This is a genomic window from Marinobacter sp. H13, from assembly GCF_059072335.1.
On record NZ_JCACRU010000001.1, the window covers coordinates 3,693,839 to 3,717,005 of the forward strand.

At 56.4% G+C, this 23,167-nt stretch carries 23 protein-coding genes and 1 tRNA gene; 19 read left to right on the forward strand and 5 right to left on the reverse strand.

All coding sequences use genetic code 11. The features are described 5' to 3' along the window. Positions 1-22: 22 nt before the first annotated feature. Genes AC5JQH_RS17175 through map form a run of 4 tightly spaced genes read right to left on the reverse strand, consistent with a single transcriptional unit; the run spans position 23 to position 4,976 of the window. A complete protein-coding gene (locus tag AC5JQH_RS17175) occupies positions 23-364 on the reverse strand; it encodes an ArsC family reductase (protein ID WP_008170391.1) in 342 nt (113 codons plus the stop codon). Beyond that, positions 361-1,563: a succinyldiaminopimelate transaminase gene (gene dapC, locus AC5JQH_RS17180; protein ID WP_273085587.1), complete on the reverse strand. Its 1,203-nt coding sequence runs from the start codon at positions 1,561-1,563 to the stop codon at positions 361-363. Before dapC ends, AC5JQH_RS17175 begins: the two co-directional genes overlap by 4 nt. Beyond that, positions 1,560-4,205 (reverse strand): [protein-PII] uridylyltransferase, encoded by a 2,646-nt coding sequence (locus tag AC5JQH_RS17185; protein ID WP_008170387.1) that lies wholly within the window; start codon positions 4,203-4,205, stop codon positions 1,560-1,562. The genes dapC and AC5JQH_RS17185 overlap by 4 nt, the downstream gene beginning before the upstream one ends. Further along, entirely contained in the window at positions 4,206-4,976 is a 771-nt protein-coding gene (gene map / locus AC5JQH_RS17190; protein WP_008170385.1) for a type I methionyl aminopeptidase, read from the reverse strand. It lies immediately after the preceding gene. 252 nt (positions 4,977-5,228) lie between these two features. On the opposite strand from map, the gene rpsB reads away from it, so the two are divergent. The 16 genes from rpsB to AC5JQH_RS17270 all read left to right on the forward strand — a co-directional run bounded on the left by rpsB (position 5,229) and on the right by AC5JQH_RS17270 (position 20,024). Beyond that, positions 5,229-5,981 carry a 30S ribosomal protein S2 gene (gene rpsB, locus AC5JQH_RS17195; RefSeq protein WP_008170383.1) on the forward strand — a complete coding sequence of 251 codons (753 nt, stop codon included), beginning with the start codon at positions 5,229-5,231 and terminating at the stop codon, positions 5,979-5,981. Between the two features lie 92 nt (positions 5,982-6,073). Further along, positions 6,074-6,943: a translation elongation factor Ts gene (tsf, locus tag AC5JQH_RS17200; RefSeq protein WP_008170381.1), complete on the forward strand. Its 870-nt coding sequence runs from the start codon at positions 6,074-6,076 to the stop codon at positions 6,941-6,943. 185 nt (positions 6,944-7,128) lie between these two features. Continuing rightward, a complete protein-coding gene (gene pyrH / locus AC5JQH_RS17205) occupies positions 7,129-7,857 on the forward strand; it encodes a UMP kinase (RefSeq protein WP_008170379.1) in 729 nt (242 codons plus the stop codon). Between the two features lie 74 nt (positions 7,858-7,931). Further along, positions 7,932-8,489 carry a ribosome recycling factor gene (frr, locus tag AC5JQH_RS17210; RefSeq protein ID WP_008170376.1) on the forward strand — a complete coding sequence of 186 codons (558 nt, stop codon included), beginning with the start codon at positions 7,932-7,934 and terminating at the stop codon, positions 8,487-8,489. 71 nt (positions 8,490-8,560) lie between these two features. After that, on the forward strand, positions 8,561-9,331 hold the full coding sequence (gene uppS / locus AC5JQH_RS17215; protein ID WP_008170374.1) for a polyprenyl diphosphate synthase: 771 nt from the start codon (positions 8,561-8,563) through the stop codon (positions 9,329-9,331). Positions 9,332-9,352: 21 nt separating this feature from the next. Continuing rightward, positions 9,353-10,192 (forward strand): phosphatidate cytidylyltransferase, encoded by an 840-nt coding sequence (locus AC5JQH_RS17220; RefSeq protein ID WP_008170372.1) that lies wholly within the window; start codon positions 9,353-9,355, stop codon positions 10,190-10,192. 2 nt (positions 10,193-10,194) lie between these two features. Further along, complete coding sequence (gene ispC / locus AC5JQH_RS17225) at positions 10,195-11,379, forward strand: 1-deoxy-D-xylulose-5-phosphate reductoisomerase (protein WP_491713210.1); 1,185 nt, start codon at positions 10,195-10,197, stop codon at positions 11,377-11,379. Positions 11,380-11,428: 49 nt separating this feature from the next. Next, on the forward strand, positions 11,429-12,778 hold the full coding sequence (gene rseP, locus AC5JQH_RS17230) for an RIP metalloprotease RseP (protein WP_008170369.1): 1,350 nt from the start codon (positions 11,429-11,431) through the stop codon (positions 12,776-12,778). Between the two features lie 44 nt (positions 12,779-12,822). Continuing rightward, positions 12,823-15,141, forward strand: a complete 2,319-nt coding sequence (gene bamA, locus AC5JQH_RS17235) for an outer membrane protein assembly factor BamA (protein WP_491713209.1) — start codon at positions 12,823-12,825, stop codon at positions 15,139-15,141. Positions 15,142-15,186: 45 nt separating this feature from the next. Then, positions 15,187-15,684 carry an OmpH/Skp family outer membrane protein gene (locus AC5JQH_RS17240; RefSeq protein ID WP_491713208.1) on the forward strand — a complete coding sequence of 166 codons (498 nt, stop codon included), beginning with the start codon at positions 15,187-15,189 and terminating at the stop codon, positions 15,682-15,684. A gap of 39 nt (positions 15,685-15,723) precedes the next feature. Then, entirely contained in the window at positions 15,724-16,749 is a 1,026-nt protein-coding gene (gene lpxD, locus AC5JQH_RS17245; RefSeq protein WP_036219878.1) for a UDP-3-O-(3-hydroxymyristoyl)glucosamine N-acyltransferase, read from the forward strand. Positions 16,750-16,766: 17 nt separating this feature from the next. After that, positions 16,767-17,201 (forward strand): 3-hydroxyacyl-ACP dehydratase FabZ, encoded by a 435-nt coding sequence (gene fabZ / locus AC5JQH_RS17250; RefSeq protein ID WP_200861362.1) that lies wholly within the window; start codon positions 16,767-16,769, stop codon positions 17,199-17,201. Then, positions 17,201-17,992, forward strand: a complete 792-nt coding sequence (gene lpxA, locus AC5JQH_RS17255) for an acyl-ACP--UDP-N-acetylglucosamine O-acyltransferase (protein WP_491713207.1) — start codon at positions 17,201-17,203, stop codon at positions 17,990-17,992. Before fabZ ends, lpxA begins: the two co-directional genes overlap by 1 nt. Before the next feature lie 18 nt (positions 17,993-18,010). Beyond that, positions 18,011-19,192, forward strand: coding sequence for a lipid-A-disaccharide synthase (gene lpxB, locus AC5JQH_RS17260; protein ID WP_491713206.1), 1,182 nt, complete (start codon positions 18,011-18,013; stop codon positions 19,190-19,192). Next, complete coding sequence (gene rnhB, locus AC5JQH_RS17265) at positions 19,192-19,878, forward strand: ribonuclease HII (RefSeq protein ID WP_062785142.1); 687 nt, start codon at positions 19,192-19,194, stop codon at positions 19,876-19,878. Before lpxB ends, rnhB begins: the two co-directional genes overlap by 1 nt. A gap of 69 nt (positions 19,879-19,947) precedes the next feature. Beyond that, positions 19,948-20,024: transfer RNA gene (locus AC5JQH_RS17270), tRNA-Met, on the forward strand. A gap of 247 nt (positions 20,025-20,271) precedes the next feature. On the opposite strand, the gene AC5JQH_RS17275 is transcribed toward AC5JQH_RS17270, so the two are convergent. After that, a complete protein-coding gene (locus AC5JQH_RS17275) occupies positions 20,272-20,478 on the reverse strand; it encodes a helix-turn-helix domain-containing protein (protein WP_144822322.1) in 207 nt (68 codons plus the stop codon). Between the two features lie 153 nt (positions 20,479-20,631). Here AC5JQH_RS17275 and AC5JQH_RS17280 point away from each other — a divergent pair, with 153 nt between their 5' ends. From AC5JQH_RS17280 to AC5JQH_RS17290, 3 genes are read left to right on the forward strand one after another with little or no spacing between them, the layout of a single operon-like run. After that, complete coding sequence (locus AC5JQH_RS17280) at positions 20,632-20,877, forward strand: hypothetical protein (protein WP_094625544.1); 246 nt, start codon at positions 20,632-20,634, stop codon at positions 20,875-20,877. Next, positions 20,870-22,093, forward strand: coding sequence for an Arm DNA-binding domain-containing protein (locus tag AC5JQH_RS17285; protein ID WP_144822321.1), 1,224 nt, complete (start codon positions 20,870-20,872; stop codon positions 22,091-22,093). Before AC5JQH_RS17280 ends, AC5JQH_RS17285 begins: the two co-directional genes overlap by 8 nt. After that, positions 22,080-23,033, forward strand: coding sequence for a TraI domain-containing protein (locus AC5JQH_RS17290; protein WP_222447794.1), 954 nt, complete (start codon positions 22,080-22,082; stop codon positions 23,031-23,033). The genes AC5JQH_RS17285 and AC5JQH_RS17290 overlap by 14 nt, the downstream gene beginning before the upstream one ends. Positions 23,034-23,167: the final 134 nt, after the last annotated feature.

Consider the following 23,167-nt stretch of genomic DNA (forward strand, 5'->3'; position numbering starts at 1 on the left):
TTGGATCTGGTTTGCCCGAGATTCAGGCCAGCCATGCGGACCATTCGTCTGCACTGAAACCTACGCGCACATCACCGCCGTTTTCGACAACGGGACGCTTAATAATGGATGGGTTCTCCAGCATGATCTCGTGAGCGCTTTGGGCGTCAATGGTATCACGAACGTCCTCCGGAAGTTTGCGCCAGGTGGTGCCACGGCGGTTCAGCAGGGTTTCCCATCCGACCGCGTGTTCCCAGCGGAACAGCAAATCACTCTGCAGGCCATCCTTCTTGAAGTCGTGGAATTCGTAGTCGATACCTTGTTCGTCCAGCCACTTCCGGGCCTTCTTTACGGTGTCGCAGTTTTTGATGCCGTACAGTTTCATGGCTTGTTCGCCTTAACAAATTCAACAATGCGTTCCGCTGCCTCTACGCACTCTTCCAGCGGGGCGACCAGGGCCATCCGGACACGGTTTTCTCCGGGATTATGGCCATCCACGGTTCGGGAAAGATATCGCCCAGGCAACACGTGCACGTTCTGTTGTGCCGAGAGCTCCCGGGCAAACGTTTCATCGTCCATCGGAGTTATCGGCCACAGGTAAAACCCGGCATCCGGAAAATCAACATCCATAACTTCCCGGAGGATGGGGACCACTGCCTCAAATTTGGCGCGGTACGCTGCACGATTCTCCCGAACGTGGTCTTCGTCGCTCCAGGCGGCGATGCTCGCCAGCTGATTGTGGATGGGCATGGCGCAGCCGTGATAGGTGCGGTACTTCAGGTAGCCGTCAAGAATGCTGGCATCCCCGGCTACGAAACCCGATCGCAGGCCGGGCAGGTTGCTGCGTTTGGACAGGCTGTGGAACACCACGCAGCGGGCGTAGTCATCCCGGCCAATGGCGGCGCAGGTTTGCAGGAGGCCTTCCGGCGCGTTGCCTTCCTCCGGATAGAGTTCGGAGTAGCATTCGTCGGAAGCAACGATAAAGTCGTGTTTGTCGGCCAGGGCTATCACCTTGGTCAGCGCCTCCCGGGAGATAACAGCACCACTGGGATTGCCCGGGGAGCACAGAAACAGTATCTGGCATTCTTGCCAGATGGATTCGGGCACTGAATCAAAATCGGGAATGAAGCCATTTGAGCCATCGCAGGGGAGGTATACGGGCGTCGCGCCTGCAAGGAGGGCGGCTCCCTCGTAAACCTGATAAAACGGATTGGGGCTGACTACGGTGGCAGGCTTGGTGGCATCCACGACAGCCTGAACCAGGGAAAAGATGGCTTCACGTGTGCCGTTTACCGGCACGATGTTGTTCGCCGCGCTGAGGCTGCCGGCCTTCAGATTGAATCGGCGGGTTGCCCAGCCACTGATGGCCTCGCGGAGTTCATCCGTACCCCGGGTGGTGGGGTAATTGGCAAGCTTGTCCAGATTGTTCGCAATGACCTGTTTGACGAAATCGGGCGACGGGTGCTTCGGCTCTCCAATCCCCAGGGAAATCGGCCGGAGATGATCGGGCACGCTGATGCCTGCCTTTAGTTTGGCAAGCTTTTCAAAAGGGTAGGGGTGAAGTCTGTCGAGGTTCGGATTCATTGAATGTCGTCCAGCATTTTACAGAGATCTTGCTGCAGGGCCTGGCATACCGCCGGCTCCCGGATGGGCTCGCCGTGTTCGTCCGTCACGAAGAAAACGTCCTCCACGCGCTCGCCCAGGGTGGCAATCTTGGCGTTGCTCAGGCGTACCCGGTGCTCCAGCAGCACCTGGCCGATGCGGGCCAGAAGCCCCGGGCGGTCGGGCGTGATCACTTCCATTACGGTGCGCTGGTTGATGGTGTCATTCGAGAACGTCACTTCCGTCGGGAAAGCGAAATGCTTGAGCTGGCGTGGCGTGCGCCGGTGGATGATGTCCGGATAGTCATCCGGGTCGTCCAGTTCTTCGATCAGGCGCAAACGCACCCGTTCTTTTCTCGCAGGGTCGATGCCCAGAGGCTGTCCCTTCTCATCAAGTACCACATAGGAACTGATCGAGTAGGGCCCCTCGCTTGAGCTGATGCGCGCGTCCACGATGTTCAGGTTCAGCTGTTCGAGGACCGCCGTTGTCGCAGCGAACAGGGCAACCCGGTCCTTCATGTAGATAATGATCTGGGAGTAGCCGTCCGTCGGGCCGCCCCGCGTGTCTCGAATCAGCACCAGCGGGTCCGTATTGTCGCCGTGTCTGATGATGGCAGCAGTCTGCCAGGCGATGTCCACGGTCGAGTCCTGGAGGAAATAGTCTTCGTCCACGGTGTCCCAGATGGCGTCGATCTGTTCATCGGTCATGTTCTGGGCATGCAGGATTTCCCGGGCTTCCGACTGGGTAGCGCGAACCCATTCCTGTCGGTCGATGGGCGTTTCAGTGCCCCGACGCAAAGCCCGTTTGGCCTCGATATAGAGTTGGCGCAACAGCGAGGCCCGCCACGTGTTCCATAGCTTGGGATTGGTAGCGCTGATGTCGCATACGGTTAGAACGTACAGGTAATCCAGGTGCGCCTGGCTCGGCACTGCCCTGGCAAATCCGTGGATAATGTCCGGGTCGGAGATGTCTTTGCGCTGGGCTGTCATGGACATCAGCAGGTGGTTTTCCACCAGCCAGGAAATCAGCTGGGTGTCCCGTTCGCTCAGGTGATGCCGCTGGCAGAAGGCTTCGGCATCGATGGCACCCAGTTCCGAGTGATCGCCACCCCGGCCTTTGGCCACATCATGGTAAATGCCCGCAATATAGAGGGTTTCCAGTTTCGGCAGCCGGTGAATCAGGCGGGATGCCAGCGGATACTCGGTTCGGGCTTCCGCGCTGCCAAGCCTTACCATGTTGCGGATGACCCGCATGGTGTGGGCATCCACGGTGTAAATGTGGAAAAGGTCGTGCTGCATCTGGCCAATGATCTGGCCAAACTCCGGGAGATAGCGCCCGAGCACGTTGTACTTCTTCATGGCAGACAGCGTCTGATCCAGGGCATGGGGCGTTCTGAGCAGCTCCATGAACAGGGTAGTCACCGCCAGATCAGATCGGAACGCATCATCGATCAAATGCCGGTGGGCCCGAAGCGACCGGATCGTCGTGGCCCGGATGCCCTTGATCTCAGGGTGCTGAGCCATCAGAACGAAGATTTCCATGATGGCATAGGGCGCGTAGGCGAAGACCTGGTTGTTGACCGCTTCAATATAGTAGTTACGAATCTGGAAACGTTTGTTGATGGGCTGGATGGCGTCTTCCGATGGGCTACCCAGAATCGCTTCGTCGTAATACTGCAGAATCACATCCGCCAGTTCGGCGAGGGCCAGGACGGTGCGATAGTAGGCCTGCATCATCAATTCGACGCCGAGCCGCTTACCTTCATCTCTATAGCCGAGCATCTGGGCCAGGGCTCGCTGATGATCGAACAGCAGCCGGTTTTCATTCCGGTCAGCGAGCAGCTGCAGGCCGTATCGCAGTTGCCAGAGGAAGGTTTCACCCTGGAACAGAATCTGATGCTCTTCCTCGGTAAGAATGCTGAAGCGGGTCAGGTCAGCGATGTTCTGCAGTCCGAAATGTCGCTTGGTAATCCAGCCGATCGTCTGTATGTCCCGCAAGGCGCCCGGGGAACCCTTCACGTTTGGTTCGAGGTTGTATTCGGTATCGCCGTATTTCTGATGCCGTTGCTGCTGCTCCTCACGCTTCGCAATAAAGTAGTCGCGGTCGGTGCTGACATCATCGGAATAGACTTGCTCGCTCAGATCTGACCGGAGTTCATCCGGGCCGGCAATCGTGCGCGTTTCCAGCAGGTTGGTCAGTATGGTGATATCTTCGCGGGCGGCTGTCTTGCTTTCCTCGATGCTGCGAACACTGTGGCCGATATCCAGCCTGAGATCCCACAGCAGGGTAACGAACGCGCCCAGGTCTTCGTGCCAACTGTCTTCGATGCCGGCACGGGTGAGAATGAGCAGGTCGATGTCCGAATGCGGGTGCAGCTCACCCCGTCCATAGCCGCCGACGGCGATCAGGGCAATGTCCGGTGAATCGGAAAAGGGGTAGCGGTTCCAGATCAATCTGAGAACTGTATCGACCGTGTCAGCCCGGGAGCGGACAAGGGCGCGCACATCGGCTCCTTGTCGAAAGGCCTCGGCATCGGCGTCATACCTGCCCTTTAACAGCTCCCGGGCCGCCGTAACCGGAGATGGGTCATTACTGATGCGGGATTCCAGCTCGCTTTGGTCCACTTAGAAGGACTCTTCCTTTCGCTTGGTCAAGACCTCATGACCGTCCGCCGTCACAAGGATGGTGTGCTCCCATTGTGCAGAGAGTTTGTGATCCTTGGTAACGACGGTCCAGCCATCCGGCAGAAGCTTGGTCTGGTACTTGCCCTGGTTGATCATTGGCTCAATGGTAAACGTCATACCTTCCTGCAGCTCCAGACCGGTGCCGGGTTTGCCGTAATGCATTACCTGAGGCTCCTCGTGGAATACTGCGCCGATGCCATGGCCACAGTAATCTCGAACCACGGAATAGCGGTGTTTCTCGGCGTGCTGCTGAATCACATGCCCGATATCGCCCAGACGGGTTCCCGGCTTGACCAGTTCAATACCTTTATAGAGGCACTCCTGTGTAATCTGGATCAGCCGCTCGGTGCCAGGTTTCGGCTTGCCGACAATCCACATCTTGCTGGTGTCGCCGTGGTAGCCATCCTTTATTACGGTGACATCGATATTAAGGATGTCTCCATCTTTGAGGATTTTCTTCTCAGACGGAATGCCGTGGCAGATAACGTGGTTGACCGACGTGCAGATGGACTTCGGAAACCCCTTGTAGTTGAGTGGTGCCGGAATGCACTTTTGCTCGTTTACAATATAGTCGTGGCAAATCCGGTCGAGCTCTTCGGTGGAAACGCCGGGCTTGACGTGATCGCCAATCATCTCGAGCACTTCGGCCGCCAGGCGGCCAGCGACGCGCATCTTTTCAATTTCTTCCGGTGTCTTGATCGATACCTGCATTGGGTTTCCCGTTGTTTGTGCCAAACCGGCATTTTAAGGGGCCTGCTGCCCGGGTACAAGGAAGCTCGCCGTCAAAAATAATGGCGTTTGTCGGGCCGAATATGGTATAAACGCGCCCGCTGGAAACGAATCCAGCAAATTCACACACGTGTCGGCACGTTATCCCAGGGTGCCTGGTCCTGCTTTTAAAGGAGTCAGGTTGGGGTAATCGGATACGTGGAGGACTAACCCGAAGCTAAAAAGGTAACTATCATGGCTCAGGTAAATATGCGTGACCTGCTGAAGGCAGGTGCTCACTTCGGTCACCAGACCCGCTACTGGAACCCGAAAATGTCGAAGTTCATCTTCGGCGCCCGTAACAAGATTCATATCATCAACCTTGAGCAGACTGTTCCTGCCATGAACGACGCGCTGAAATTTGTTCAGCAGCTGGCAGAGAACAAGAACAAGATCCTGTTCGTTGGTACCAAGCGTGCCGCGGCCAAGATCATCAAGGAAGAAGCCGAGCGTGCCGGTCAGCCGTTCGTTAACCACCGCTGGCTCGGTGGCATGCTGACCAACTACAAGACCATCCGTCAGTCTATCCGTCGCTACCGTGACCTGGAAACCCAGAGTCAGGACGGTACTTTTGACAAGCTGACCAAGAAAGAAGCACTGGATCGTACCCGTGAAATGGACCGCCTTGAGCGCTCCATTGGTGGTATCAAGGACATGGGCGGCCTGCCGGACGCGATGTTCGTGATTGACGTTGACCACGAGCGTATCGCCATCAAGGAAGCCAACAAGCTTGGTATTCCTGTCATCGGTGTTGTTGATACCAACAGTGATCCCGACGGTGTCGATTACGTGATCCCGGGCAACGATGACGCTATCCGTGCGATCCAGATTTACGTGAAAGCCGTTGCTGATACCTGCATGGAAGCAGCCCAGTCTGCTGGTGCCGGTGCTGACGAGTTTGTTGAAGTCAGCGAAGACGCTGAAGGCGCTGCTCCAGCCGCTGAGTAACGTTTTACCTTCACGGTTTAGATGTAAGGTGTGCCTGGTGTTTTCCGAGGCACACCGCCCCACCGAATTCGGAACAGTTGAGAGGATTGAACATGGCTGCAATTACCGCTGCAATGGTCAAAGAGCTGCGTGAGCGTACCGGCCTTGGCATGATGGAATGCAAGAAGGCACTTGTTGAAGCCGAAGGCAGCGTTGACGCTGCGATCGAAGAGCTGCGCAAGTCATCCGGTCTGAAAGCTGCCAAGAAAGCCGGCCGTACCGCCGCTGAAGGCGCTTCACTGATCAAGATCTCTGACGACAACACCGTTGCCTTTATTCTGGAAGTGAACTCCGAGACCGACTTTGTTGCTCGCGATGACAACTTCCTGAACTTTGCCAACGACGTGCTGAACGTTGCGTTTGAAAATGGCGAAACCGACGTAGCCAAGCTGATGGAAGGCGATCTGGAATCCAAGCGTGAAGCGCTGGTTCAGAAAATCGGCGAGAACATTACTGTTCGTCGTGTCGTCAAGGTTGAAGGCCCGGTTGTTGGTGGATACGTTCACAGCAACAACAAGATCGCTTCGGTTGTCGCCCTGACTGCCGGTGATCCTGAAGTTGCCCGTGACATCGCCATGCACGCAGCTGCCGTTAACCCGCGTGTCGGCAAGCCGGAAGATATGCCGGCTGAAGAACTCGAAAGAGAGAAGGATGTGATCAAGGCCCAGCCGGATATGGAAGGCAAGCCTGCCGAGATCGTCGAAAAGATGATGGGTGGCCGCATCAAGAAGTTCCTCAAGGAGAACAGCCTTGTTGAGCAGCCTTTCGTCAAGAACCCGGACCAGACCGTGGGCGAGCTGATCAAGTCCAACGGCGGCGAGCTGGTTGGCTTCGTTCGTCTGGAAGTGGGTGAAGGCATTGAGAAGGAAGAAGTGGACTTTGCTGCCGAGGTTGCTGCTGCAGCCGGCACAGGCAAGGCCTGATCCTTCGTTCGATGCAGCGGGCTTTGAGCCACTGTATCACCTGAGTCTGCCACGTTAGCCGGGAATTCCCGGCTCTCGTGGCGGGCTTGTATCTGAGATACCCCTTTTTATGAGGAGTATGTCAGATACAAGCCTGCAACGGGTACCACGCCGGATAGCAGCCAACAGACGACAAGGGGATCATCATGCCGACATCATCGAAAACCCAGCCCAGATACAAGCGTGTTCTGCTCAAACTCAGTGGCGAGGCCCTGATGGGAGAGCACGATTTCGGTATTGATCCCAAAGTTCTTGACCGCATGGCACTGGAAATCGGTGCGCTGATTGGCATCGGCGTGCAGGTTGGTCTGGTGATTGGCGGCGGCAACCTGTTCCGTGGCGCAGCCCTGAATGCGGCCGGCATGGATCGGGTTACCGGTGATCATATGGGCATGCTGGCCACCGTGATGAACGGTCTGGCCATGCGTGATGCCCTGGAACGTTCGAACATCCGGACCCGTGTGATGTCCGCGATCCCCATGAGCGGCATTGTTGAGCACTACGACCGCCGTCGCGCGGTACGGGATCTGAAGGATGGCGATGTCGTGATCTTCTGCGCCGGTACCGGTAACCCTTTCTTCACGACCGATTCCGCTGCATGTCTGCGTGGCATTGAGATCGAGGCCGACGCGGTGCTGAAGGCTACGAAAGTGGATGGCGTATACTCAGCGGATCCGCACCTCGACAGCAGTGCAGAGAAATACGACTACCTCACCTATGATGAGGTTCTGGACAAGAAACTGGGTGTGATGGATTTGACAGCCATCTGTCTCGCCCGTGACCACGGCATGCCGCTGCGGGTGTTCGATATGAACCGTGCCGGCGCCCTTACTCGCATCGTAACTGGCGAGAAAGAAGGTACACTGATCGAATGAATCGCTGTCCCGGCCCCACAGGATCGTGGCGCCAGATTACAGAATGACATGACGAACGAATTGAGGATGCTGAAGTGATCAACGACATCAAAGCAGAAGCCGAAAAGAAAATGAAAAAGAGCCTGGAGTCCCTTAACTCCGCGTTCAACAAGATCCGCACCGGCCGTGCCCACCCCTCTATCCTGGATAGTGTCATGGTGAACTACTACGGCCAGGAGACGCCGCTGAAGCAGGTGGCTAGCGTCAACGTCGAGGATAACCGCACGCTGACGGTCTCTCCCTGGGAGAAAAACCTGATGCCGACCATTGAGAAAGCTATTATGGCGTCAGACCTTGGCCTGAACCCGGCGACCAGCGGCGATATCATCCGTATCCCGATGCCCATGCTGACAGAAGAAACCCGTAAGGAAATGGTTAAGCAGGCAAAAGCAGACGCCGAACATGGTCGTGTTTCCATCCGTAATGCGCGTCGTGACGCGAACAGCATGATCAAGGATCTGCTGAAGGAAAAGGAAATCACCGAAGACGACGAGCGCAAGGGCGAGGACGATATTCAGAAGCTGACTGACCGCTACATTGCAGAAGTCGAGAAGATGCTCAAGGCCAAAGAAGAAGACCTGATGGCGGTTTAACCGTCCGGACCTACTTGCAAGCGAATTGAAAGGCCGAAGCACCGAGGCGCTCCGGCCGCACAGGGGATTTCATGACGGGAACTGTATCCGCAGAGATTCCGGTGTCGGCAGACAGTCGGCCCCGGCATGTGGCCATCATCATGGACGGGAACAATCGATGGGCCAAGGCCCGTCGGCTCAAGGGAGTGGCTGGGCACAAGGCCGGTGTCGATGCGGTCAGGGCAGTGGTGGAAACCTGTGCCCGTGAAGGCGTGGAAGTGCTCACGCTGTTTGCCTTTTCCAGCGAGAACTGGCGTCGGCCCAAGGACGAAGTGTCGGCGCTCATGAAGCTGTTTCTGTTCGCCCTTGAGCGCGAGGTTCGCAAACTTCACCGGAACGATATCCGCCTGCGCATTATCGGTGATCGGTCAGCGTTCAGCACCTCACTGCGTGAACACATGGAGGCGGCTGAAGAGCTGACCCGCAACAACTCCCGGATGACCCTGGTAATTGCCGCCAACTATGGTGGTCACTGGGATATCACGCAGGCCACACGCAAGGTGGCCGAGCAGGTCCGTTCCGGGCAGTTGGCACCCTCTGACATCACCGATGACCTGATTCAGCAGCACCTCAGCATCGGTGACCTGCCAATGCCGGACCTGATGATTCGTACCGCCGGTGAGCAAAGAATCAGCAATTTCATGCTTTGGCACCTGGCTTACACAGAGCTCTACTTTTCGCCGGTGTATTGGCCTGACTTCCAGCAGGAAGAGATGCTCAAGGCCCTGCAGGCCTATGCCGGCCGACAGCGTCGCTTTGGCCAGACGGATGATCAGATAGCGGCCAAGGCTGTACAACAATAACGAACGATAGCGACGTCAACCGTGTTAAAAACCCGAATTATTACCGCACTGATCCTCGCTCCTATCGCCATTGGCGGGATCTTTTTCCTCCCGCCCCTGGGTTTTGCGCTCTTTACCGGCGCCATCATTACCCTGGGCGCCTGGGAGTGGGCGAATATGTCCGGTATTGAGAGTCCTGCTGGTCGGGTTGGCTACGCACTGGCCACCGCTATCCTTCTCTACGGTCTGCTGAACGTTCCGTTTGTGGCAGTCCTCTGGTTATCGTTGCTCTGGTGGGGCGTGTGCTTTCTTCTGGTTCGTAGTTATCCCGGCGGCTCCGAAAAATGGGGCAGTCTCCCCGCAAGAGCCGTCATGGGGCTGTTCGTTCTGGTGCCGGCGTGGGTGGGCCTTAATCACCTGCGAACCGGCGGTTTCCAGTTTGGTGACAGTACCAACAACCTGCTGCTCATCCTCTACGTATTCTGTGTGGTGTGGGTTGCCGATATCGGTGCTTACTTCGCCGGTCGGGCGTTTGGTAAAGCAAAGTTGGCGCCCCGTGTCAGTCCTGGCAAATCATGGGCGGGCGTTTGGGGCGGCCTGATGGCCGTCGGGGTTTTTGCCCTGGTTGTCAGCTGGCTGGCTTCGGCGGGGACGGTTCAGACCTCGCTGCTAATTGTTGCCAGCCTCGCCACGGGTCTTGTTTCAGTGTTGGGCGATCTGCTGGAAAGCATGCTCAAAAGGCACCGTGGCATCAAGGACAGTAGTCAGCTGTTACCCGGTCACGGTGGCATCATGGACCGGATCGACAGCCTGACGGCGGCCATTCCGGTATTTGCATTGATTATTACCCAACTTGGTTGGCTGACAACCGGGCACTGGTGAGCATGGAAACCCGTCATATCAGTATACTCGGGGCTACGGGCTCCATCGGTCTCAGCACTCTTGATGTTATTCGACGTCACCCGGAGCGTTTCTCGGTCTACGCGCTGACCGCCAGCACCCGCGCTGAAGAGCTCGCCGTACTGTGCCGGGAATTCCGTCCCAGGGTGGCTGTTATGGCCGATCCCGAAGCTGCCGGTGTGCTCTCGGAGTTACTGACTGATCTGCCGGATATTGAAGTGCTCGCTGGTTTGGAAGGGCTGTGCGAAGTGGCGTCCACGCCGGCTGTTGATACGGTGATGGCTGCTATTGTCGGGGCGGCGGGGCTATCGCCAACGCTTTCAGCGGTGCGGTCAGGGAAGCGTGTATTACTTGCCAATAAAGAAGCCCTTGTTATGTCCGGGAAGTTGTTTATGGATGCCGTGGCCGAGGCCGGGGCGGAACTCCTGCCGATCGACTCCGAACACAACGCCATTTTCCAGTGCATGCCGGCGGACAAGATACGGGATCCTGCCGGTGCCGGTATCACGCGTATACTGCTGACGGCCTCCGGCGGCCCCTTCCGCGAGCACTCCGCCGAGGACCTGCGGTCGGTAACGCCGGCGCAGGCCTGTGCCCATCCGAACTGGTCCATGGGGCAGAAGATTTCCGTGGATTCTGCGACCTTGATGAACAAAGGCCTTGAGCTGATTGAAGCCTGCTGGCTGTTCAATACAACACCGCAGAAAGTCGAGGTGCATGTTCACCCCGAGAGCATTGTTCACTCCATGGTTGAGTATGCGGACGGCTCTGTGTTGGCCCAGCTTGGCAGCCCGGATATGAAAACGCCGATTGCCAATGGCCTGGCCTGGCCGGAGCGTATTGACGCTGGTGTCCCGCCTCTGGACCTGTTCGCGATCGGCCGCTTTCACTTTGAGCGGCCAGATCTGGTGCGTTTCCCCTGCCTGCGCCTGGCTGCCGAAGCGTTTGAGGAGGGTGGCACTGCCCCGGCGGTTCTTAATGCCGCCAATGAAGTGGCTGTTGCCGCTTTTCTTGAGGGTAGCCTGTGTTTTTCGGATATCCCCGTTATCATAGAGCGAACGCTCGCTGTGACCGCCGTTGAGCCCGCCGACAACTTTGACGTTATCTTCGCCAAGGATAAAGAAGCACGGGCTTGTGCACGGGAACAGATAGGTCTGTTAACTGTCTGATAGTCGCAGCAGAATGCTGCCCGGCTGAAGCCATTCAATCAGGAACGCTATGCAGATTATTGAAACCGTCCTCGCACTTGCGCTTACCCTGGGCATCCTGGTGACCCTTCACGAATACGGTCATTTCTGGGTTGCCCGGCGTTGTGGCGTAAAAGTACTTCGCTTTTCCGTGGGTTTCGGGAAACCGATGTTTTCCTGGTACGACAAGCATGGGACCGAGTTTGCCGTCGCCGCCATTCCTCTGGGCGGCTATGTAAAAATGCTGGATGAGCGGGAAGGGCCAGTTCCTGAGGAGCTGAGAGATCAGGCCTTTACCTCCAAGCCTCCGAGCCAGCGTATTGCCATTGCGGCGGCCGGTCCCGTGGCCAACTTCCTGTTCGCCATTTTTGCTTACTGGCTGCTGAGTGTGGTTGGCGTTACCCATGTTGCACCCATTGTCGGGCAGATCGCTGACGAGAGTGTGGCCGAGCGGGTAGGTCTTCAGGAGGGTATGGAGATTCACGCTGTGGATGGCCATCGCGTCAGTTCGTGGCGCGATGTGAATATGCGCATTCTGGAGCGGACCGGCGAGCACGGTCTGATTTCCATGGAGGTATCGGAAGATGGCGCCCGCGGTACAGTCAGCGGTGAGCTTTCCGGTTGGGGCCTGAGTGACGATACTCCCAATCCGTTAGCCGAGTTCGGCATTACGCCATGGCGCCCGGCTGTTCCGCCGGTATTGGGGCAGATTTCCGATGGTGGCCGCGCTCAGGCTGCCGGCCTGCAGCCCGGGGATCGCATTGTGGCCGTGGGCGGCGAGCCGATCAGTAGCTGGTTTGAGCTGGTCGAGTTTATTCGCAATGCCCCGGAGCAGACACTTCAGGTAACCATCGAGCGTAATGGTGCGGAACAATCCGTCAGCGTGACACCGGAAGCGAAGACTCAGGAAAGTGGTGAGTCAATCGGTTTTGTCGGTGCCGGTGTGGAAGCTATCTCATGGCCAGAAGAGGTGCTGCGTGATGTCAGCTACGGCCCATTCGCCGCCGTTCCGGTCGCCCTCAGCGAAACCTGGGCGGATACCCGCTTGACACTGGTGGCCATCAAGAAGATGGTCACCGGCCTGTTGTCACCCACCAACCTCAGTGGACCAATTACCATTGCCCGGGTTGCTGAAGCCAGTGTCAGTTCCGGGTTCGAAGACTTCGTGCGTTTTCTTGCCTATCTGAGCGTGAGCCTGGGCATTCTGAACCTTCTGCCTGTGCCGGTGCTAGATGGTGGTCATATCGTTTACTACACCATCGAAGCTCTCCGTGGGAAGCCGCTTTCCGAGCAGGCTCAGGCGTTTGGATTACGAATTGGTATGGCAATGATCCTCACATTAATGGTGTTTGCTCTTTACAACGACCTGATGCGGTTGTGAGAATTGCGAGCTCCTTACGCGCATTAACCAGGCGAAATATTTGAATGAGACGTTCTCTTCTAGGTGTAGCCGTTGGCCTCGCTGTAGCCGTGTCCGGCCTGAAGCCAGCATTTGCTGATCAGTTCACTGTTGCGGATATTGAGGTGGAAGGCCTGCAGAGGGTATCTGCGGGTACTGTTTTTTCCGCGTTCCCTGTCAATATTGGCGAGCAGGTGGACGAGACCGAGCTGGCTGATGCGATCAAGTCGCTGTTCCGGACCGGTCTTTTCACCGACATTGAGGCCAGCCGGGATGCCGGTGTGCTTATCCTGACGGTTCGTGAACGACCCTCCATCAGCGATATCGAGATTGAGGGCAACAAGAACATTGAAACCGAGATGTTGATGGATGCCCTCGCTGGCGCCGGGCTTCAGGAAGGCCAGGTATTCCGGCGTGCGACTCTTGAACGTCTGGAACTGGAAATTCTGCGCTCTTACATTGCCCAGGGGCGCTACAACGCCCGGGTAAAGGCAACGGCCGAGGAGCTGCCCAGAAACCGCGTTGCGATTCGCCTGGATATCAATGAGGGGTCGGTCGCTGCGATCCACCATATCAACCTGATCGGCAACAAGGACTTCAGTGACGAAGAACTGCAAGAGCTGTTCGAGCTGCAGACCACGAGCTGGTGGAACTCAATTACAAACTCGGACAAGTACGCGAGAGAGCGCCTGAGTGGCGACCTTGAATCGCTGCGGTCGTTCTATCTTGACCGTGGTTATCTGGATTTCAACGTCGAGTCCAGCCAGGTATCCATTTCGCCTGACAAACAAAAAGTCTTCATCGCGATTGCCCTGAATGAGGGGCCTCAGTACACCATTTCCGAGATTAACCTTCGTGGTGAGCTGATCATGGGTGAAGAGGAGCTGCGCTCGCTGATTCCTGTTGAGGAGGGCGACGTATTCTCCCGATCCCGCATGACGGCAATTTCCGAATCCCTGGCATTCCGGCTCGGAAGGGAAGGCTACGCCTTCGCCAACGTCAATGCCGTCCCCGAGCCGGGAGAAAACAACACAGCCGCCGTCACCTTCTTTGTTGAACCGGGCAAGCGGGCCTATGTGCGACGGATCAATTTCGAGGGCAACGTGTCGACTCGTGACGACGTTCTCCGCCAGGAAATGACGCAGATGGAAGGGGGCGTGGCTTCTTCGGATCGTATCGACTTCTCCAAGACCAGACTGGAGCGTCTCGGCTTCTTCGAGATGGTGAATGTTGAGACGGTACCAGTTCCGGGCACCGACGATCTGGTTGATGTGAACTACTCCGTGGCAGAACAGCCGACGGGCAGTCTTTCCGCTTCCGTCGGTTTCTCGCAGCAGTCCGGGGTGATTCTTGGCGCCAACGTGTCCGAGAATAATTTTTTCGGTACCGGGAAGAGCGTCTCTTTCGGTGTCAACGTGAGTGCTTTTGTCAAAAGCGCAAACGTCTCCTACCTGGACCCTTACTACACGGTTGACGGCGTAAGCCGTGGCTACAGTCTTTTTGCCCGGCAAACCAATTATGAGCAAGAGGATATCTCCGCCTTCCTGCTGGACGAATATGGCGGCCGTATCACCTTCGGTTATCCCACGGACAATATCACCCGTTTGAACTTCGGGGCCGGGTTTACCCAGTCCAATCTTACGGGAGGCCTGTTCACCTCACAGGAGGTCATTCAGTTCATTGATGAGGAAGGGGATTCGTTCAATAACTTCTTCCTCTTCGGCAGCTGGCGCCGCAGTACTCTCAACCGGGGTGTTCTGCCCAGTGATGGCCATAGCCAGTCGTTGTCGCTTGACGTAGCAGTGCCGGGCAGCGATCTGACCTTTTACAAGGTGACACACAAGACCGATTTCTACTATCCGGTGACTGACGATAATCGCTGGATCTTACGGGCGCGTTCAGAGATCGGTTATGGTGATGGTTACGGAGATCGGACCCAGATGCCGTTTTACGAGAACTTTTATGCAGGGGGCTACGGATCGGTTCGGGGGTACCGGGCCAACTCCTTGGGTCGCCTTGCTACGAACAACGTCAACGACCTCTCACGCCCGGATCCGTTCGGCGGTAACCTGCTCACTGAAGGTGGTGTTGAGCTGATATTCCCCACGCCCTTTGCCGGTGATACCCGCTCCATGAGAACGGCGTTTTTCCTGGACGCAGGTCAGGTGTTCGACACTGCGCGCGGTTTCGATCCGGAACTGAGCGAAATCAGAATGTCCGCCGGTATTGGCTTCCAGTGGCTTACCGCTGTTGGCCCGCTGGCCTTCAGTCTGGCGAAGCCGCTGAACGACAAGCCGGGTGATGACACCCAGGTATTCCAGTTCTCGCTGGGCCAGACCTTCTAGCGCATGGATAATAACAACCTACGGATGAAAATCAGGAGAAAACCAATGTCCCGATTCATGTTGATATTCGCCGCCATGGTTATGGCGTTTTCAGTCCCGGCCATGGCAGAAACCCGCATCGGTGTGGTCGACCTGAGGCAGGCACTGTTTTCCTCAAATGATGCCAAGGCCTTCAGCGAATCGCTCCAGAAGGATTTTGCCGGCGATGAAGCCAAGGTCCGCGAGACGCAGGAAGAGGCTCACAAGCTCAAGGATCGCCTCGAAAAGGACGGCGCCATGATGAACGAGACCGAACGTAACAAACTTGCCGGTGAGTTCCAGGAAAAAGTGAAAGAGTTCAACTTCCTCAAGCAGCGGCTCGATACCGCCGTCAATCAGCGCAAGCAGGCGTTCCTGGAAGAGGCTCGCCCGGAAGTGGACGCGGCTGTCAAAGAACTTCTTGAGGAAAATGACCTGGACCTGATCCTGCCCAGCGAAGCGGTGGTTTACGTGAAGCCGGAAATGAATCTGACGTCCCAGCTGCTGGACAAACTGAACAAGTAAAGAACAAGGGGCTCCCCGCCCCGGTGTTTGGAGAAGGCAATGTCACAGAAGTCCTATCGGCTCCAGGAAATAGCCGATGCGTTGGGAGCCAGTCTCCGGGGAGACCCCGATATCATGGTCAGCGGCCTGGCCACCTTGCAGGCCGCCGGCCCGGATCAGATCAGCTTTCTGGCCAATCCGGCCTACGGCAAATACCTGCAAGATACCCGGGCCGGTGCGGTTATCCTCTCACCTGTAGCCGCAGATGATTGCCCTACCAATGTCCTGTTACTGGACAACCCGTACATGGGCTATGCTCGCCTCAGTCACTGGTTTGACCCTGCGCCGGTGGCCTCAGCCGGTGTTCATCCCACCGCTGTGGTAGATGAGAGCGCCAGCATAGACAACACTGCCAGCGTGGGGCCCCACGCGGTCATCGAAGCCGGTGTGTATCTTGGAGCCCACGTTGTAATAGGCGCCGGCACCGTCATCGGCGCACGCAGCCGCATCGGAGACCACACCATCATCCGTCCCCGGGTTACCCTGGCCCACGACATTGTGGTGGGGCAGCGTTGCCATATCCTCAGCGGTGCGGTGATCGGTTCAGACGGTTTCGGCTTTGCCAACGAGCGGGGCCAGTGGCACCGCATTGCCCAACTTGGCGGTGTGGTGCTGGGTGATGATGTGGAAGTGGGCGCCAACACCACCATCGACCGTGGCGCGCTCGACAGCACAGTCATTGGCAACGGTGTGAAGCTGGATAACCTGATCCAGATCGCCCATAACGTTCATATCGGTGATCACAGCGCCATGGCTGCCATGGTCGGTATCGCCGGCAGTACCCGCATCGGCAAACACTGTGTGTTTGGTGGCGCCTCCGGGGTGGCGGGGCACCTGGAGATCGGGGATCAGGTGCACCTTACCGGCATGACGCTGGTAACGGGTGATATCCGAGAGCCGGGCGTGTATTCTTCCGGCACCAGTGCCGACACTAACCGGAACTGGCGCAAGAACGCCGTGCGTTTCAGGCAACTGGACAGCCTGGCCCGGCGCATAAAAGAACTGGAAAAGAAATCAGAGGGCTGAGGCCGATCAACATGCAGATGAAGATTGATGAGATTCTTGAGTACCTGCCACACAGATACCCGTTTCTGCTGGTAGACCGGGTTACCGATGTGGAGAAAGGTAAGTCGATCAAAGGCTACAAGAACATCTCCTTCAACGAGCCGTTCTTTACCGGGCACTTCCCGGATAACCCGATTATGCCCGGCGTGCTGATTATCGAAGCCATGGCCCAGTTGGCGGGCATTCTCGGTTTTGTGACTGTAGAACGGAAACCCTCTGATGGCGTGATACAATATTTGGCTGGCTCCAGCAAAGCGCGCTTCAAGCGCCCCGTGGTGCCGGGAGACCGCATGGATATGGAGGCTGAATTTGTCTCCGCCAAGCGCGGTATCTGGAAATTCAATTGCCGGGCACTCGTTGATGGCGAAGTGGTGTGCGTGGCAGAAATCATGACCGCTGAGAGAGAAGCTTGATGGCGACAAATGACTGGTCGGGTGTCCATCCTCAGGCGATTGTAGACCCGTCAGCCAAACTGGCAGACAACGTAACCGTAGGCCCCTGGAGTTACATCGGTCCCGGTGTGGAGATCGGCGAGGGTACCGAGATTCTCTCCCACGTGGTGGTCAAGGGCCCAACGGTAATCGGTCGCAATAACCGCATTTTTCAGTTTTCCAGCATCGGTGAAGAGTGTCAGGACAAGAAATACGCCGGCGAGCCCACCACGCTGGTGATTGGTGATAACAATATTATCCGCGAAAACTGCACGATTCACCGTGGCACGGTCCAGGACCGGGGCGAAACCCGTATTGGCAGCGGCAACCTGCTGATGGCCTATGTACACGTGGCCCATGATTGCATCGTAGGCGACAACACCATCCTGGCCAATTGTGCGACCCTGGCGGGCCATGTATCCGTTGGTGATTTCGCCATTCTGGGCGGCGGTACTATGGTTCACCAGTTCTGCCATATTGGCGCTCACAGCATGGCAGCCGGTGGCAGTATTGTGTTGAAGGATATCCCTGCGTATGTGATGGCCAGCGGCCAGTCGGCGGAGCCACACGGCATGAACGTGGAGGGCCTCAAGCGTCGTGGGTTCAGTAAGGACGTATTACTGGCTCTGCGCCGGGCGTACAAGGTCATATACCGGCAGGGCCTGACCACCGAACAGGCCGTCGAAGAGCTTGAGAAGTCCTATTCCGATGTTGCAGAAATACGTCCCCTCATTGACTCCCTGCGTGGAGCTCACCGCGGCATCATCCGCTAACCCGGCAGGAGCCTGTCGGTGACAGATCTTTCTCACGCGACCATCAGCGAGCGTAAAATCACATTCGGAATCATTGCCGGTGAGGCATCGGGGGATATCCTCGGTGCCGGCCTGATCCGTTCGCTGCGCCAACGCTATCCCCGGGCCCGGTTCGTCGGCATTGGCGGGGAGGAAATGGTTGCGGAGGGATTTCATTCCCTGGTGCCGATGGAACGTCTTTCGGTCATGGGGCTGGTGGAGGTCCTTGGACGAATTCGTGAACTGTTCAGCATCCGGGCCCGGCTCCTGGACTATTTCTTCGCCACGCCACCGGATGTTGTGATCGGTATCGATTCTCCGGATTTTACGCTTGCGATCGAACGGCGCTGCCGCGAGGCCGGCATTCTTTCCGTGCATTATGTCAGCCCATCGGTTTGGGCCTGGCGGCAGAAGCGGATCTTCAAAATTGCCAAATCGGTCAACCTGATGTTGACCCTGTTTCCTTTCGAGGCAAGGTTTTACGAGGAGCATCAGGTGCCTGTGGCCTTCGTGGGCCATCCACTGGCAGATCGAATTCCCATGGCGCCGGATACCCTCAAGATGCGGGAGTCGTTGGGAATAGATGCGGATGCACCCGTACTGGCGGTTCTTCCCGGTAGTCGTGCAGGAGAAGTGGAGAGACTTGGTACCCTGTTTCTTGAGGCCTCTCGCTGGATACAGGACAGAAGACCTGATCTGCAGTTGGTGATCCCCTGCGTGAACCGGGACCGGGATAAGCAGGTGCGCGATCTGGTCGATGCGTTGGAGGTGAAGCTTCCGGTTACCATCGTACGTGGGCGTTCCAGGGATGTTATGGCCGCCTCCGACGTTGTGCTCTTGGCCTCTGGAACGGCAACACTCGAAGCGATGCTTCTCAAAAAGCCGATGGTTGTAGGGTACCGCCTGAGCGGGTTCAGCTATGCGCTTCTGTCGAAGTTGGTGAAGGTGCCTCATGTCGCATTGCCCAATCTCCTCGCGAAGCGCCAGCTTGTTCCAGAGCTGCTCCAGGACGACGCCACGGCCGAGAGTCTGGGTGCAGCAGTGCTTGAGCGACTGGAGAACAAAGAGGAGAGGGCGAGGCTTAACGAAGCCTTTACCGAGTTGCACCATTCACTGAAGCAGGGGGCTGATGAAAAAGCCGCTCAGGCGATCTCAGACCTGATAGAGCAGGGTGTCCACTGATGCCCAAGAGCCCTTTGCCACCCTTCGAGTGTCGTTACACCGGTTCTTTGCTTGCCGGCGTGGACGAAGTCGGTCGGGGGCCGCTCATCGGGGCCGTCGTGACTGCCGCGGTCATTCTGGATCCGGACCGGCCAATCGCAGGCCTGGCTGACTCAAAGAAACTGACCGAGAAGCGTCGCAACGCCCTCTACGATCAGATTCTCGAGCATGCCAAAGCCTGGAGCATTGGCCGGTGCGAGTCCCACGAAATCGACCGGCTGAATATCTACCAGGCCACAATGCTGGCTATGGAGCGCGCAGTATCGGGGCTGGCTGTGGTGCCTGAGTACGTTCTGGTGGATGGTAATCGCTGTCCCAAGTGGCGCTGGCCGTCGGAACCGGTTGTCAAAGGCGACAGTCGGGTGGCTGCCATCAGCGCCGCTTCTATTATTGCCAAAGTAACCCGTGACCGGGAAATGGAAGCGCTGGAAGCGCGTTTCCCCGGGTTCGGCCTGGCGCAGCACAAAGGTTATCCGACCCCGGTCCATCTGGAGGCCCTGCGCCGCCTCGGAGCAACCACTGAACACCGCCGCTCCTTTCGACCTGTTCAGGAAGTGATTGAGACAGTGGGATTCTATCAAGATCACGTTGCCCCAGAGCCCGAAGAGCTTCAGTACCGGGCAGACCTTTTCGAAGATATCGATTGACAGTTTTGAATCCAATCCTTAATATACGCGCACGTTGATCGGGGTAGCCCGGTAAACAACCAGTTTTGATGCGGGGTGGAGCAGTCTGGTAGCTCGTCGGGCTCATAACCCGAAGGTCGTAGGTTCGAATCCTGCCCCCGCTACCATAAAAAAGAAAGGCAGATCAGTTAGTTACTGATCTGCCTTTTTTGCGTTTGGGGCCGCCAAACTTCCCTGTGACGAATATGTGACATATCTGTGCCAATCTTTGTGACGCCCCATTTGGATGGTTCGGTGAGATTGACCGTAAGTCTTTTGCTGTCACAGGTTGGGTAACCTCGCTGCGTATAGCCTGGTCAACCCTCATTTGGCAACCTCTTCTCTGGCATTACCCCAGTTGCCTTTAATTGTTGCTCACTGGTCTTCCTGAAACTCCAGCAGATCGCTGACCTCGCATTTGAATAATTTGCAGAGTCTGTCGAGCGCATCAAGATCGATCCGTTGAGCGGTCTCTTTATACAGCAGAGTCACCGTGTTGCGGTTCAGGCCGGTCTCTCGCGCCACATCTACGATTTTCATTTTGTGCTCGCCCATGATGCGGGCCAGGTGGCATCGAATCATCTCTAAATTATCCTTAATGAAAAAATGTTATCCAGAATGGCAAAAAGCTCTTGCAAATGTCCTTTTGTTGTCTAAAATGTCATTCAGGATGGCATTCTGATATAGGGAATGTCTTTTGTTGATTTAGAATATCGCAGCGGAAGGAATATTTCGATGGAAAACTCTTACACCTATCTGACCACTGAAGAGCTGGCTGGTCGAATCAAATATGACTGCCGGACCATTCGCCAGTGTCTGAAAGACACGGTTCTCCTTGAGGGCAAGCACTACATCAAGCCGTTCGGCCGCCGCAAGATTCTTTTTCTTTGGGAGGAGGTCGAAAAGGAAATGTTAGACGGTGCCAGGGAGCATGAGCATTTGGCTATTCCCATGGCGAGCGGGGTGGTTTGTCATGGGTAAGGTCAGGACAAGGAAAGAAACCGGAAAGCTGTATTTGGACTTTATGTACGCAGGTCACCGCTGTCGGGAGCAAACGGCCTTGATGGACACGCCTCAAAACCGAAAGCGTGTAAACGCACTTTTGCAGAAAGTTGAGGCCATGATTCTCTTGGGTGACTTCAACTATGCGGAGTATTTTCCTGATAGTCGTAATCTCAAGAAGATCCAGGCCAGCCAAGCAAATTCTGGGGCAACTAATACCTCAGAAAATGGCAGGGCGTCTGATACTCCTTTGTTCGCAGACTTCGCTGACCAGTGGTTCCTCGAATCCAAAATCCAGTGGCGGAACTCCCACACTCGCAACGTGGAATCCATCCTGGCCAGTTCTCTCAAGCCAGCCTTCAAGGATAAACGGGTAGGCGAGATTTCCAAGCCGGATATTCTGGCCGCTCGTAACAAGATGGCTCGGCGGAAAGGAAGAGGGGCCAGTGGCTTGATGGCGCCCAAAACCATCAACAGCCACATGACCATTTTGCGGATGATTCTAACGGAGGCGGCTGAGCGGTTTGACTTCACGAATCCCTATCTGAACATAAAGCCGCTCAAGCAGCAGAGGGTACACATCGAGCCTTTCTCCCTGAATGAGGTAGAAAAGATTCTCGAAACGGTCAGAGAGGATTACCACAACTATTACCTGGTGCGTTTTTACACCGGCATGCGAACGGGGGAGGTTGATGGCCTCAAGTGGGAGTACGTGGATTTTGAAAAGCGGGAAATCCTGGTACGTGAAACACTTATCCACGGCCAAACCGAATACACAAAAACGGACGGCTCACAAAGGGAAATTCCAATGTTTGGCCCCGTGTACCAGGCACTCAAATCCCAGTACGAGGCAACCGGCAAACTCAGCAAGTTCGTATTTTGTAACCGGCTGGGAGAGCCGCTGGACCACAATAACGTGACCAAGCGTGTTTGGTACCCTTTGTTGGAACACCTCAAGCTGAAGAAACGCAGACCCTACCAGACCCGGCATACAGCTGCGACGCTACTCCTCGCGTCGGGAGAAAACCCGGAATGGGTCGCCCGCACTCTGGGCCATTCCTCAACGGAAATGCTGTTTAAAGTGTATTCCCGCTATATCCCGAACCTGACTCGCATGGATGGCAGCGCCTTTGAGCGACTGATTCAGAGTCGGGTCATCGAAAACGATAAGGAGGTAGGTGATGAAACTGAATGATCTACGCCCGTTGATGCAGGAAACTTTTAAAGGCACCTACCGACTGACGGGGCGTGTTGCCTGTTTTGATGATGAAGGCATTCCGTATCTGAAACTTCGGTTGAGCAGCTGTGCCAGCGACATCGTGGTTCTGGCGGTAATTGGTTCTATATTGATTCCAGAGCACTTGGGCCACATGGATCTGGTCGTGGTCAAAGGGCAGGTGTGTGTGGGTGCGGAGGAAAGTGAGATCCTGCTGACCGATATCCGCCGCCCGCTGCAGGCAGACGTTGCCGGCTTGCCTGCATTGCAGACTTTGCCACGGACGTTCTGTCCGAGACCGGAGGCACTGGATCAGCTGGTGGCTGCGGTTCGGTCTTTGCAGTCAGCCCCGTTACAGATGTTCATTAAGCGAGTATTGGAGCGCCGTGACAGGCTGGAAGTCTTTCTAAAAGCTCCGGCGAGCAGGAATTACCATCATAACGAGCCTGGCGGGCTGCTGGCTCATTCCTTGGACGTGGCGAAGAACGTAGTGGTCATGACGAAGACCAATGAACCAGACATGCCACGAGAACTTCAGGAACTCGGTTTCGTCGCTGGTTTGTTGCACGATATTGGCAAGACCTACACCTATGATACGTGGGGTAAGCCGACAGCAACTGCAAGGTTGTGCGACCATGCCGACATGACTTTAGAGGCCTGCGCCTACGGCCTGGCTTATCTTGACAAGGTAGACCCTGATGCGGCTCTTGCACTCCGGCACATTTGGACCTGTGCCTCGCCCGGTGCTCGCTACGGTGTCAGCCCTGCGATGACGCTTGCCCGTTATGTTCGGGACGCCGATGCCCAGAGTGCCATGGCTGACAATCAGCGGAAGGCCTATCGAAAGCGCCAGCCAATCGGTTTTGGGCGGCTCGGAAACAACACATATTGGCGGCCATCGATAGAAGCTCACGGATGAGGCGGATGAAAACTACAGTGAGGGGTGTGAGCACGTTGCGGCCACACCCCTTTTTTATTCGATGTTGTGTGAGGACAGCAGCTGGGCTGTGAAGCAGGCATTTACCCGGCAACGGTGCTAACCCGGATTTCTCA